16 protein-coding genes are annotated in these 11,948 nt (G+C 42.2%); 9 read left to right on the top strand and 7 right to left on the bottom strand.

Annotated elements, in window-relative coordinates:
- Window positions 1–113 precede the first annotated feature (113 nt).
- A complete protein-coding gene (locus ACXAFJ_RS16450; protein WP_475325775.1) occupies window positions 114–407 on the bottom strand; it encodes a bactofilin family protein in 294 nt (97 codons plus the stop codon).
- A 14-nt stretch (window positions 408–421) separates the two neighbouring features.
- Window positions 422–1,375, bottom strand: a complete 954-nt coding sequence (locus ACXAFJ_RS16445; protein WP_475324912.1) for a M23 family metallopeptidase — start codon at window positions 1,373–1,375, stop codon at window positions 422–424.
- Between the two features lie 735 nt (window positions 1,376–2,110).
- Between ACXAFJ_RS16445 and ACXAFJ_RS16440 the strand changes: the two genes are divergently transcribed.
- Window positions 2,111–2,584, top strand: a complete 474-nt coding sequence (locus tag ACXAFJ_RS16440; protein WP_475324910.1) for a nuclear transport factor 2 family protein — start codon at window positions 2,111–2,113, stop codon at window positions 2,582–2,584.
- 425 nt (window positions 2,585–3,009) lie between these two features.
- Here the strand turns inward: ACXAFJ_RS16440 and ACXAFJ_RS16435 are convergent, their stop codons facing one another.
- Both ACXAFJ_RS16435 and ACXAFJ_RS16430 read right to left on the bottom strand, forming a co-directional pair.
- Window positions 3,010–3,903 (bottom strand): alpha/beta hydrolase, encoded by an 894-nt coding sequence (locus ACXAFJ_RS16435; RefSeq protein ID WP_475324909.1) that lies wholly within the window; start codon window positions 3,901–3,903, stop codon window positions 3,010–3,012.
- Between the two features lie 145 nt (window positions 3,904–4,048).
- The gene (locus ACXAFJ_RS16430; RefSeq protein WP_475324908.1) at window positions 4,049–4,642 is read right to left on the bottom strand and encodes a TetR/AcrR family transcriptional regulator; all 594 of its coding nucleotides are present in this window, start codon (window positions 4,640–4,642) and stop codon (window positions 4,049–4,051) included.
- A gap of 202 nt (window positions 4,643–4,844) precedes the next feature.
- On the opposite strand from ACXAFJ_RS16430, the gene ACXAFJ_RS16425 reads away from it, so the two are divergent.
- A complete protein-coding gene (locus ACXAFJ_RS16425) occupies window positions 4,845–5,369 on the top strand; it encodes a DinB family protein (protein WP_475324906.1) in 525 nt (174 codons plus the stop codon).
- A gap of 29 nt (window positions 5,370–5,398) precedes the next feature.
- On the opposite strand, the gene ACXAFJ_RS16420 is transcribed toward ACXAFJ_RS16425, so the two are convergent.
- Entirely contained in the window at window positions 5,399–6,262 is an 864-nt protein-coding gene (locus ACXAFJ_RS16420) for an EAL domain-containing protein (RefSeq protein WP_475324905.1), read from the bottom strand.
- A gap of 372 nt (window positions 6,263–6,634) precedes the next feature.
- On the opposite strand from ACXAFJ_RS16420, the gene ACXAFJ_RS16415 reads away from it, so the two are divergent.
- The 4 genes from ACXAFJ_RS16415 to ACXAFJ_RS16400 are packed head-to-tail and all read left to right on the top strand — an operon-like array spanning window position 6,635 to window position 8,160.
- Window positions 6,635–6,967: a YnfA family protein gene (locus ACXAFJ_RS16415; protein ID WP_475324903.1), complete on the top strand. Its 333-nt coding sequence runs from the start codon at window positions 6,635–6,637 to the stop codon at window positions 6,965–6,967.
- Between the two features lie 11 nt (window positions 6,968–6,978).
- Window positions 6,979–7,389, top strand: coding sequence for a DMP19 family protein (locus tag ACXAFJ_RS16410; RefSeq protein WP_475324902.1), 411 nt, complete (start codon window positions 6,979–6,981; stop codon window positions 7,387–7,389).
- A gap of 57 nt (window positions 7,390–7,446) precedes the next feature.
- Window positions 7,447–7,695, top strand: a complete 249-nt coding sequence (locus ACXAFJ_RS16405) for a hypothetical protein (RefSeq protein WP_475324901.1) — start codon at window positions 7,447–7,449, stop codon at window positions 7,693–7,695.
- A 21-nt stretch (window positions 7,696–7,716) separates the two neighbouring features.
- Entirely contained in the window at window positions 7,717–8,160 is a 444-nt protein-coding gene (locus ACXAFJ_RS16400) for a hypothetical protein (protein ID WP_475324900.1), read from the top strand.
- A gap of 46 nt (window positions 8,161–8,206) precedes the next feature.
- Here the strand turns inward: ACXAFJ_RS16400 and ACXAFJ_RS16395 are convergent, their stop codons facing one another.
- Entirely contained in the window at window positions 8,207–8,965 is a 759-nt protein-coding gene (locus ACXAFJ_RS16395; RefSeq protein ID WP_475324898.1) for an EAL domain-containing protein, read from the bottom strand.
- 636 nt (window positions 8,966–9,601) lie between these two features.
- Between ACXAFJ_RS16395 and ACXAFJ_RS16390 the strand changes: the two genes are divergently transcribed.
- On the top strand, window positions 9,602–10,030 hold the full coding sequence (locus ACXAFJ_RS16390; protein WP_475324897.1) for a GNAT family N-acetyltransferase: 429 nt from the start codon (window positions 9,602–9,604) through the stop codon (window positions 10,028–10,030).
- Between the two features lie 73 nt (window positions 10,031–10,103).
- Here ACXAFJ_RS16390 and ACXAFJ_RS16385 read toward each other — a convergent pair whose 3' ends face one another.
- A complete protein-coding gene (locus ACXAFJ_RS16385; RefSeq protein ID WP_475324896.1) occupies window positions 10,104–10,406 on the bottom strand; it encodes a hypothetical protein in 303 nt (100 codons plus the stop codon).
- A gap of 242 nt (window positions 10,407–10,648) precedes the next feature.
- Between ACXAFJ_RS16385 and ACXAFJ_RS16380 the strand changes: the two genes are divergently transcribed.
- A complete protein-coding gene (locus tag ACXAFJ_RS16380) occupies window positions 10,649–11,302 on the top strand; it encodes a DUF2268 domain-containing putative Zn-dependent protease (protein WP_475324894.1) in 654 nt (217 codons plus the stop codon).
- 96 nt (window positions 11,303–11,398) lie between these two features.
- The gene (locus tag ACXAFJ_RS16375; RefSeq protein ID WP_475324893.1) at window positions 11,399–11,875 is read left to right on the top strand and encodes a DUF1203 domain-containing protein; all 477 of its coding nucleotides are present in this window, start codon (window positions 11,399–11,401) and stop codon (window positions 11,873–11,875) included.
- The last annotated feature ends 73 nt before the right edge of the window (window positions 11,876–11,948 follow it).

Raw genomic sequence — 11,948 nt, 5'->3', positions numbered from 1 at the left:
CAACCGAAAATCGAGGATTATTGGAACTAGAAAAGACAAACGACAAGGTTTTGAGTTTTGAAGGGCTCAACCTTGTCGTTCTATTTACACTGTAAACCTACCCTCTCGGGATATTAGGCTTTTGAGATAGCGGTGACTTTTTCTTCGGCTTCGGTAGTTTCTTTGGCTGGGTGAGTTTCACCGTTGAATTTGCCACCTTGATCAATACTTAGATTGTCAGTGTAGATGGCGCCTCTCACTCGGCCGTTTTGCAGAATCTCGATTCGGTCTGCGTAACAGGTGCCCTCAAATTCACCATTCACTACCACGTGACCTGCGTAAACCTCACCATTCACTCGACCACTTTCAGAAATCAGTAGCGCTTTGGCAACATTCACTTGACCTTCCACCAGCCCATCGACTTGGATATCACTTTCTAGTTTTAAGTGTCCGGTGACTGTGCATCCCTTTGTGATGAGAGTTGTAGCTGACTGCTGACTCTTGACTCCACCTTGTTTACTAAAGATTCCCATCGTATTCCTCTCACGTTTGTGAAAATGCTTTCAAAATTATCCAAATCCCAACTGATGAAGGGCTTAGGGTCGAGTGGTCGACCCACAAAACGTACTTCATAATGCAAATGTGGTCCGGATGACAATCCGCTATTTCCTGAATAAGCGATCAAGTCACCCTTTTTGACAAAATCACCACTCTTTACTGCAAACTCTTTTAAGTGAGAGTATGAGCTGGAAAAACCGTAATTATGTTGCAGCTCCAGAAAGTTGCCTGAGCCCTTGTCGCTCGGTCTAGTGACACGCACAACACCATCAGCGGGGGCATAGACTGGTGTACCGGTATTGACTGCAAAATCCTGTCCACGGTGCCATTTTATTTTGCCGGACACGGGATGTTTGCGTTTGCCATACCCAGAAGACGTTCGCGCATTTTGCACTGGAGCACCACTCGGTATGTGAATCAACATTTGTGTTCGTACCGACGAAGTGATTGCGGCCGCATCAAGACGCGACTCTAGCTCTTCCCGGCTCACTTCCGAACCACTTTCTAAATCCAGTAACTTTTCTAAATCACCCAGTCTGTCAGATACCATTCCAATGCGGTCTTCGCGATCTGACAAATCACTCTCAAGGCTGTTTTTGAGAGAACGAAGCGAGCTGATTTCCTCTGATAAGCTTGAGGACTTTATTTCTAACTCGTGCTGGCGCAACTTGGCAAAGTCGACTTCATCTTTGAGATAATAAATCGCACTACCAGCGGTTATTGCCCCAACTACGCTTACAAGCAAAAATCCTTTTAGGCACTTTCTTAGCCACTTGCCTACGTAAAAATGTTTGGTTCCGTGAATCGAGGAAACCGACACCACTAAGGTTTCTTTCATCTTCTACGCGCTTTTGTCATTGAATAAAAAAATATTAGCAACGGATTGCATACACTAATGAGCTACTCAGTATTTTGTTGCTTAAAACTGAGCAAGCTCTCATTTCCGTGCAACATGACGTATGCACAACTCTGTACCCAAAACTGGATTAGCGGGTCTATTAAACCTGCTCATTACTTGTTTCGCATGGGTTTTGGGCGGCAAATGATACTATGTACCTGAAAAAAATCACTGCTTTACGGTTGTGGATCAAAAGACTGTGAACTAAGACACTGACAGTTCTATAAATTGTGATGTGAAAAACTGTAAAAACAAAAACGCACCCAATATTCGGGTGCGCGATAATCTCTACCAAAGCATTTTCTTGTGCCGCTTGTTCAGATACCGAAAACGAAGAAAACGGTCTTCTTCATCATGAACTATTAGGGTAGTCATAGTGCGTAATTTAAGCTTGTTCCAAGGGTCGAAACTATGCCTCCATCACTATCATGTAAAGCTGGCCGCGGGCTCTTCCCCAAAAAGTAAAAAACAAGGTAACCGGTTACTCGCTACGCTTAACCTTGAGCGCTCAGATTTTTAATAAAACGGTTCATTGGATCAATTACCAGCCAAGTTACTTAAAAGTGATTATTCAGAAATTTAAATTTAAGCACTAAATACGCCTTTACAAATAATGACTTGCAGGATATTAACCCTTGTTCATATTAATCTTAATTAGGTTTCAAGAAATTCAACATGGTCTCAGAGACAAACATCAAATCTACCGATTCACTTAACAAGCAGCTAACAGCAGAAATAATTAAAGAGTCTTCAGCAGTAGTCACCAATATATTTGAAGCGGCGAACAATAAAAAATACCTACAGGGCTTAGATTACTACTCAAATGATAGTGATGCCTTCTTTGTTAGCGACGGAGCGATCAAAACCTTAGATGAGCTAAAAACATCCTATGCAGCTGCAGGCGAGGCGGTAGAAGATTTACATAATGAAATTTTGGAGTGGAACGTGAAGGTACTGAATGCCGAAATGGTGACATTTACCTTGCCTGTGAAGCTTCGCCTAAAATTTAAAGGTATTAAGGAATACACAGGGCAAATCTTTTGGTCAGCGGTATTAAAGAAGTTTGACGACCAGTGGTTGGTCGTACAAAGCCATGAATCTTGGCTAAACGCTGCTGAGATGACTCAGGCACTATCAATAAACGAGTAGAAATTAGAAAAACATCAGTAAGTGAATATGTGGAGGCTGCGGGACACTCCCGTATTTTGATTACATTCCCGCTTACTTAAATAATAAGCAGCTTCTGCCTCATAAATCACAGTGACATTAATCGCTATTTATTGACTATATCATTAGCTGTAATAATTCAGGTCTAACTCTTCAAGTGCCTGATAAAACTCCTCACCTGCACCCCTCTTCGCTTGCAACCTGCAGTTGGTTGACAACATACCTTTCAATTATATGTTCAGACATTTTTCTGCCGATATAACTTAACTTTGGCCTAAATGCACGATAAGAGACTACGAACTAAGACTGTGAGAGTGCAATAAATGTTGATCTAAAAAACGGTAAAAACAAAAACGCACCCAATATTCGGGTGCGCGATACTTTCTCTATCTGATCGAATTATCCGTTCATGCAACTACGCTTTCACGCAATGGTTCGTCGTTTACCGCGTTCACTTTTGCTAGTCGGTCAAAGGCGAGTTTGGCTTGATCGCAGGTCATTACCCGCCCGTGCCCTTGCCCTTGTGAAGCGATAATTTCTACCAAAGCATTTTCTTGCGCCGCTTGTTCAGATACCGAAAACGGAGAAAAACGGTCTTCTTCATCGTGAACTATCAGGGTAGTAGCGGTGCGTAATTTGAGCTTGTTCCAAGGGTCGATACTGTGGATAGGATAGTGATATTGCTGGGCCACGTGGTCAATGACCTTATTGGCCAGACGCATTGAAAAGCCTGAACGTTCGATACTATTAAACATATTCTCCAGATACTTGAGTACTGGTGCGATCAGCAATATTGGGATGTTTTTTAGTTTTTCGTGTCGACACTCCAATACACTCGCCGACCCCATGCTGTGTGCAATTACGCCAGCAACCTGCGTTTGAGAGTCTAATACATCTTCTAAACCTTGAACAAAACCGGGGATATGGCCGACCAAACCCTCACTCTTTCCGTGAGCCGGATGATCGTATGCGACAGCCGTAAAACCTTGCGCGGCGATATGTTCCATTAATGGAAAGAACTGGTTCGATGATCCTGACCAACCGTGAGTAAGAGTCCAAACAGGGCCAGTTCCCAGCGAATAGGCTTGAAGACGTCCCTCTTTTGAATCGACAAAAAACTCTTTTAACCCTGTTGGTACCGCGTTGCGATCCGACATCCGATTTGGCGTCATCAAGATTTTTCCCGCCATTTTTTCCGCGTGTTTTGGGGCAAGTCGGTGATGAAGACGAGTAGATACATTAACCAAGCTTTTCTTAAGACTAAACTTGTTTGATGCATTGAAATAGATTTTGTCACTCATTGTATTTTCTTTCCCTTGATTCGCTCTAATGGCGGATTGTTTTTCTGACGAAGTTACTGACAATTAAAATTAGTACGGTCGTGCTTTTAACCTTTAAAATAAAACCACAAGCAAAAATAGCCGTGGTTGTTTAGTAGTTTGTTCGCTACTGGTTAGTCCAGCGAGCCATCAAGCCATCAACGCTTTTCCAAAATAAAGCTTGGCTGTGATTGTTATCATGTAAAGCGTAAAACAGATGTGCGCTCAAGTAGGCCCCATACAGTTCAAATACGGCTTGGCCTGCATCTAAATCCGCAGCAAACTCCCCCAGCTCTTTACCTTTTTCAATTTGTAACGTTAGGTAATCGACCCAGCGTTGCATGGTGAGCTTTAACTGCTGTTGTACAGAATCGAAAGATTCTTCAGTCTCTCGCCACGCATCCAAGAACATACAGCTACCTTGAAATGAATGGTTCCAAGACAACCAGTTTTGTAGCAACTCTCGAATTTTTGCTTGCTGAGTTTCAAACTCCTGATCGCGGACTGGTGTCACCACTCTCTGCTGAAACGTAAACTGAGCAAACTCCAACACCGAGTTTTGCAGATTTTCTTTTGAGTTGAAGTGCGCAAACAAACCACTTTTGGACATGGAGCAGTGTTTGGCGAGTCCGCCAATGGTCAAGCTCTCGAGGCCCTCAGAACTCGCCAAGTTAAATGCTTGCTCAAGAATAAACTCTTTGGTTACTCGGCCTTTTCCCATCAACTCTGTCTTTGGTATTTATAACTTTCTAGTTTATAGCACGAACGTTCGTTTTTTTGCAAACCAGAATTTTGTTGTTAACCACGACTTCAAAGTACTAAGTACGCTCTTACATTAGCTGTCAACTGAGTTAATATGTTCAAAAAAAAGACAATCTGGGTTTTTAAGCGGATTAGATTGGCAATGCCACAAAGGGGAAAACATGAAAAAGCAATTTGAACTGCTCGCTCAATACAATCAATGGATGAACGCAAATCTGATCAAACAGTTATCTGAGCTGGATAACAATATGCTTTATGAAGATCGCGGGGCCTTTTTTGGATCCGCATTTCATACGTTTAGCCACCTGTTTACCTGTGACTTACTTTGGCTTAGTCGATTTATCGGTGTCAATTCTCAAACTAACTTGGAGCATTGTCTATCGCACTATCCCGTCCCCAACTCCATCAATGAGCATTTCTTCGATTCACTCGATAACCTGCAACACCATAGGACCCAACTTGATGCCGATATCATAGATTGGGTTGGTTCAATTGAGGCAGAGTCGTTTGATAAATCCTTGGTATACCAAAACTCAGTTGGGAATGAGTTTGTCGAGCCATTTGCTTCCGTATTACTGCACTTTTTCAATCACCAAACTCACCATAGAGGCCAAATCACCACCTTGATAAGCCAATCTGGTAACAACGACTATTGCACGGATTTATTGGCAATCATTCGGCGCTAAATTATTTAGCCGTAACACGAGTAGAATCGCTATCTGATTTTGGCGACTGAGTTCATTTGATTTAAGTCGAAGTCTCTAAGGTAGGTTTTTGAACTAATCGTTTCATCCACGATCTTGGGGTGTGCAAGATAGTAGCCTTGAAATAGATGGACATTGAGTTCCATCATAGCGAGCAACTGCTGTTGCGTTTCTATGCCTTCCACCACAACTTGGCTGCCAATCTGATTGGCAAGCGAGATGCCTCTTACCAGCGCTGTCGTATCGCCTTGTATGTATTGCTCTAGAATTGTTCTGTCGATTTTCAAAATATCAGGCAATAAGCTTTGCACCCTAAACTCATTCGAACCATCTACACCATAGTCATCAACCGCGATACGTATGCCATTTTCTTTAGAGATACGTATTGAGGCACGTAATTCTTCAATGCCGTAATCATCCGGCACCTCGTGTTCAAGTACTTCTATCACCACCTGGTTGGCTTCTATGCCTAGCTGTTTTAAGCGAGTCAGCATTAACTTTTGTCCGTAAAATGTCTGTAAGTTTGCCACAGCGGTACTGGGCAACAGATTGACAAACAGCTGAATGGGCGAACGAAGAAGCGAGAAATTTCGAAAGTGCAGCACGCGGGCCAATCGGTCCATATTAACTTGATGATGATATTCATCAGTATCAGGGACTTTTGGCGCGAATAGCGCCGCTGGGTTAACCCAATCCTGGTTAACATCCGTCACTCGAAGAAAGGCTTCTACCGCAACGAGGTTTAACTGACGATTATAAATAGGTTGAAAAGCCGTTCTCAGATAAAAGTTGTTGTAATTAGCGCACGTCACACCGTTTTTATGCGTGACAAGATGGGATTCAAACTCAGCTTGAGACGATAACATCTTTACCATGACACCTCCTCACGCTCGCTAATGACAAAGTTAAAGATAATAGTAAGTAAAGAAGATAAAGCGGCCTCTTGGCAAGTCAAAACCACAATATCGCTGCCTCAAAGGTAAGACTGGAAACGACTCTTGACACATATACTCGATTTTCGATTAGTGCAGCCATACCTTTAAATTGATGCCTTGCCTGAAAGCCAGTTAGCTCGCGCTAAAACTACATCTTGAGGTCACATTGACATAGCGAAAGCCTAAACCGATTAACCGCCTGTTTAACCGTGATTTTTTCTGGTTTTACTACAAACTTTTTGCCGCCCTGACTTTAGTTTTATTACCGCTTATGTGAGCATGTTTTTTCATACACTTAGCAGGTAATGAATTGTGCCTGAAATAAAAACTGTGGGTCTTTTTGTGCTCACTGCAATTGCCGAGATTTTAGGGTGTTATCTACCCTATTTGTGGCTAAAACAAGACAAGTCGATTTGGCTATTGATACCCGCCGCCATTTGTCTGGGATTATTTGCTTGGTTGCTTACGCTTCACCCAACTGCGGCAGGTAGAGTGTATGCTGCCTATGGCGGTGTTTATATTTTTGTCGCCATTTTGTGGCTATGGGTGGTAGATGGCATAAAACCAAGTGGCTGGGACATTCTTGGTGTGAGTATTGCAATGATTGGAATGGCAATCATCATGTTTGCCCCAAGAAGCGTGTAAAGGATTTTTCTATGCTAGATATCTACCCAGACTGTTTTGAAGCGGTTGCAGACAAATGCGAGATGGAAGGATTTAAGTCGCTGTCCGAAAAAGAAAAAGTTATCTACTCGGTGTGGTGGCTAGAGGCCGAAGTCAACAATGGTGGTTTCTTCCAATATTTCTACAACACCACAGGTGACGACTATCAATTAGCGCTGGACTCGCTAGAAAAGATTGGAGCGTTTCATACCGCGTCCATTCTAGAAAAAGCTATCTACGTAGCATTCGAAGGCGAAAACCCCAAAACACAGATTTCGAGGCAACGCTTACTTGAACGAGACGAAGATGACAAGCATGTTCAGCTTCTCGAACTGGATGACTTGTTCTACGAATACGAAGAAGATTTTCTGCCAATGATGAATAACTTCATTAGCAAACAGTAGGTACAAATAAAATAAGCTCACTTGGTTTGTAAACGTGTAATCTGAGGACGAACAATAATGATCACCGACTACAGTAAATACTCGGCAAAGTCTCTACTTGAAGCCAGAGCGTTTGTGGATGATAAGGCCTATCCCCATGTTGCAGAGGCCATAGATCAAGAGATGGATTCGCGCCGTGAAGAGGTCTTGGCTTTTATCGAACAAAAACGAACCGCTCGTCGAAAACGGATGTTTTGGTTCAAGCTCATTCTCGCCATCGCATTAGTCGCATTTGCGGGTTTTATTGCGTTTAAACATCTGATGTGATCATTCGATTTAGGAAACGACATGTTCAATTGGATTCGTTCGATTTTTAATAGCAAGCCTGCGTCAATAACCTATCCGGACGATGTGATCGTCGAGCTTGGGCAACCCGAAGACGATGAGATAACCAAAGAATGGGTTAGAGTAGTCAAGCCTGAGAATAAAGATATGTTCGGTGTAAACTTAGCGCTAATCGACAAACGAGTTGTCGATTTAAGTGGTTTTCAGTGGCAATTGTATTTCTCGGCGGGTGAGTTTATTCGTGAAGAACCATTTGCCTCCAATTTATCGCAAACGATCCAAAAGTCTGCGTTAAGTGTTCAGGGTGTAGAAGAAGTCATACTTGAAGATACTGAAAAGTTTGCCATTTCCGGTGAGCTCGACGGCGAGGAGTTAACCAAGGCTATTTGCTACGCCGTCGATGAGTTTATGCAATGTCATCTGCAGTCTTGGACTGAACTTCAGTAAGCCATTATCACGTTAATGTCAGAACGGTGATAACTGGCGAACACACTCATTTACCTAAAACGCTAAAATCTACATCTGGCAAATACTCTTTCTCTGGTCTGGCAAACAAATAGCCCTGCATCAGTTCAATACCGTTTTGTTGAAGCCAGCGATACTCGCTTAGTGTTTCTACCCCTTCAGCAAGTACTTGTATCTTAAGTTCCCTCATAATGACTAACACACCTTCCATAATCGCTTGGCGCGCTTCATGTGTATCGATATTCCTAATCAAGTTCATGTCGAGCTTGACAATGTTCGTCTGAAAATCGGCTAATAAACTCAAACCAGAGTAGCCTGCTCCAAAATCGTCCAGTGCCGTTACAAAACCCAAGTTTTTGTAGTAATCGACGATATTTCGAACGTGACTTGCATCGTCAATTTTTTCGACTTCAGTAAACTCAAACATAATGCGGTCAGTGGGAAAGTCGTACCTTTTGGCCGCCTCCAGCGTGGTTCGAATACATCGCTCAGGTTGATAAACGGCATTCGGCAAAAAGTTAATACCTAACATGCCGGATAGAGACAATTCTGCCGCCAATGCTATCGCTTTGGTACGGCATAGTTGATCAAATCGATAGCGGTTTTCATCCGTTACTTGGCTAAGAATCACTCCTGCGCCTTCGTCATTTATCCCTCGGACTAGCGCCTCGTAACCAAAAATTGATTGGCTCTTAACATTTACAATTGGCTGAAATGCCATTGTAAAGTCGAATCCGAGTGGTTGTTGTTTTCTACATTGCTCACACTTGGAAAGATCGGTTTCCATTTATGCTCCGAGTTCGAAATTACCAGCTAGCTTACCGTTTTAAGATTAGTTGCCCGTGAGAGTAACGGCGAATAAAAACGCCAAATCGATGGCAACAGGTAGTTAGGCCTGCACTTTTGGGTAAGGTTAGCGGAAAGGAAAACAAGACTACAAACAATTAGGTCGTCAAGCTATCCTTTTAGCCTTTCACAATCAGCATAGTTCAGTAGCCGAGTTAGTGTTAAATGTACTCTGTTGCTGATTTATCGTTTAACTCTGACTTTGTTTGCCAATAACTGACAGATAAGCAGACAACGAGAAGCTATTGCATGACTGACTGCACAATATTGTCACAGACGCGGTAATCGCTCAGCAAACTCCTAGATTAGCAACTAATTTTAAGGTGGCGGATAATTTGGGTTAAGTGCTCCAAATGTTCGCGGATCCATTAACTCCGAAAGATGACACCTTTCTCGGCCGCTGCATAAGCGGCCATTTTTTTAAGTCAGATGACTAACGCCCATTTCTTTTTCTATAAAAGCCCCATAAAAAACCAGTTGCCTACGATTCCGGTCATGTTAGTGTTTAAAGTGACGCTAAATTTGAATTGGTAGCTTGATGATTATTCGAGATGTTCAAGAAAAGGACCTTAAGTCCGTGAGCTTAATATGTTTGGCTGCTTTTCATGAGTCGGTTGCAGCAACTGTTAGTGAGCAAGGTGTGGAAACCTTTAAGAAAATCGCAGCGATTGAAGCATTTCAAAAGAGAATGAGTGAAGACAACCTGATGTTGGTCGCTGAAGTTGACCAACAAGTTGTCGGCATTGTTGAGTTAAAAGAAAGGCGACATTTAGCCATGTTGTTTATTGAACCTTCATATCAAAAGCGAGGAATAGGTTACGCACTATTTGAGAAAGTGGTTCCACATGTTACTGCCGAGCAATTTACTGTAAGCGCGTCACTTTCGTCAGTTAAAGCCTATGAAAAATTTGGGTTTTCTATCTCGGAAGAAGTCAAAGAAATCGAAGGTTTGGTTTTTCAACCTATGGTGAAATTAATGCAGGATGATTCGGTTGTTCCTAGGTAGTCAAAGCTGCCAGTCCTAAAAACGAACTGTACCACTACCCATATTACTTGAATAAGAACATCACTTTCTTATTCTAAGTGAGGTAAAACAAATGAAAGCAGACAAACACGCCTAAGCCAATCAACACCAACCCAATCTCATGCCCACGAACGCCAGCCATATCCATTTTTCCTGACACAAGCTCTCTTATGTTGCTAAAGAAGAACCTAGGATTAAGAGAAACGCCAATCAGAAACAAAGAATAGCCAAAGTCGCGAATTACTTCCAACCACGTTGTTTCTCTTTCAATAAATTGACTTGCTCCGTCGAAAAAAACGGCAAATGCAATCGTAATTAGGGCTATGGATACTAATCTGAATTTATTTACATTCTTCATTTAAACAGCTTCTGTTTTTATTGCTTGTGGTTGATTTGTTGTATTGACTAGAAAACTCTTTATTAAACTCACTCACCACAAATAATTATTTACCAAAACGCATAGTGCAGTGATTCAATTTGTAAGTGATGTGTAAGCAGGAATATAGATTTTTCACTTCTCACACCACAAACAGCTTAACCTTGCGTTAAACCAATCAAACGTATAGGGTTATTGGCCATAGCAACTGGCACCTGATTGATATGAAACCCACGTTAACCATTCTGGACGCTCGCTCAGTACTGACTCCCTATTATTCTCAAATACAACTGGAGTTTGAGCGTGCATTCTCCGAAATTACTGAACATCTCGACCTAAGAAGTATCGATGTAACGGTTAGTGCTTATTCGCCAGAAAAGTGTTCTCCGTTTGGGATTGGTGGTTTTGGGCTGAATGGGCATAGAGTCGAAGTTTTTCTAGATGCTAGTCGTTCAGACTTAACCGAGGTTATTTCAAAAGAGTTACTCGCAGTTTTAGGCCATGAACTCAATCATTCTGTAAGGAAAAGTCTGCAACACCCCGAATCACAACTGCAGGATTTGTTGGTTTTGGAGGGGTTGGCGTGCCACTTCGAGCAAGTACTGGCTAATGGCGCGATACCATCTATGTTTGTTGATGTTCAACAATATGATTGGCAAGAGTTGTACAGAGCAATGAAAAACAAACTGACATCTTCCGAATTCAACTTCCAATTATTGTTTCTAGCAACTGAACAGCAATCCATGCCTCGTTATGCTGGCTATTGGGTCGGCTACAACCTAGTGAAAAATTATGCTGACTTTCACAAATTGTCTCCTCGACAATTAATAACTGTCCCCACCAACCGTTTTATCGAGTTCTATGAGCAATATCGTTAAGTTTCACAACCTTGATTTAACAGATTAGAGTTCCGTTTTTGGCGAGTCATATTCTTTTGTGTTGTTAAAGTGAAAGCTTAACAACAAGGAGGAAATATGAGTTTTGATTTTGTCGTCGAAGGCCTGAATTACCAAGAGTTTGCTGATTGGTTTGCTCTCCCGGAAGAAAAACTCGCAGAACTACATGCTTGTGTGATTGTTGCGGATAGCAAACCGGGCTACCCCTGCAGAGTTTCTTTAGAGGAAGCCGAAGAAGGGGAACGTATCCTACTAATCTCTTACCCTTATCACCAAACGGAATCTGCCTATCGTGCATCTGGACCAATTTTTGTTCGCGAAAATGCAAAAGGAAAAAAGCGTTGGGTTAATGAGTTGCCAGAAGTAATGACAACCAGGTTAATGTCGCTACGAGCGTATAGCGAATCAGGTCAGATGGTCACTGCTGGTCATGCACAAGGGACAAGCAAGATCTTATCTTTGATTCAAGACCAGCTCAGTAATCGCGATGTGAGTTATATACAGGTACACAACGCAAACCCAGGTTGTTATAGCTGCTTGATTAAACGAGCTTAGCTCTCTGGAATAATCGTTTTTTGGAATAAAAGCTTCTTTTAAGAAATGGGCGCTTCGCTAAATTGACATTAGC

The sequence above is a fragment of the Vibrio sp. ABH4_348 genome, from assembly GCF_056159765.1.
The sequence above is the reverse complement of the archived record's forward strand: the minus strand, read 5'-3'. Positions and strand labels throughout refer to the sequence as shown.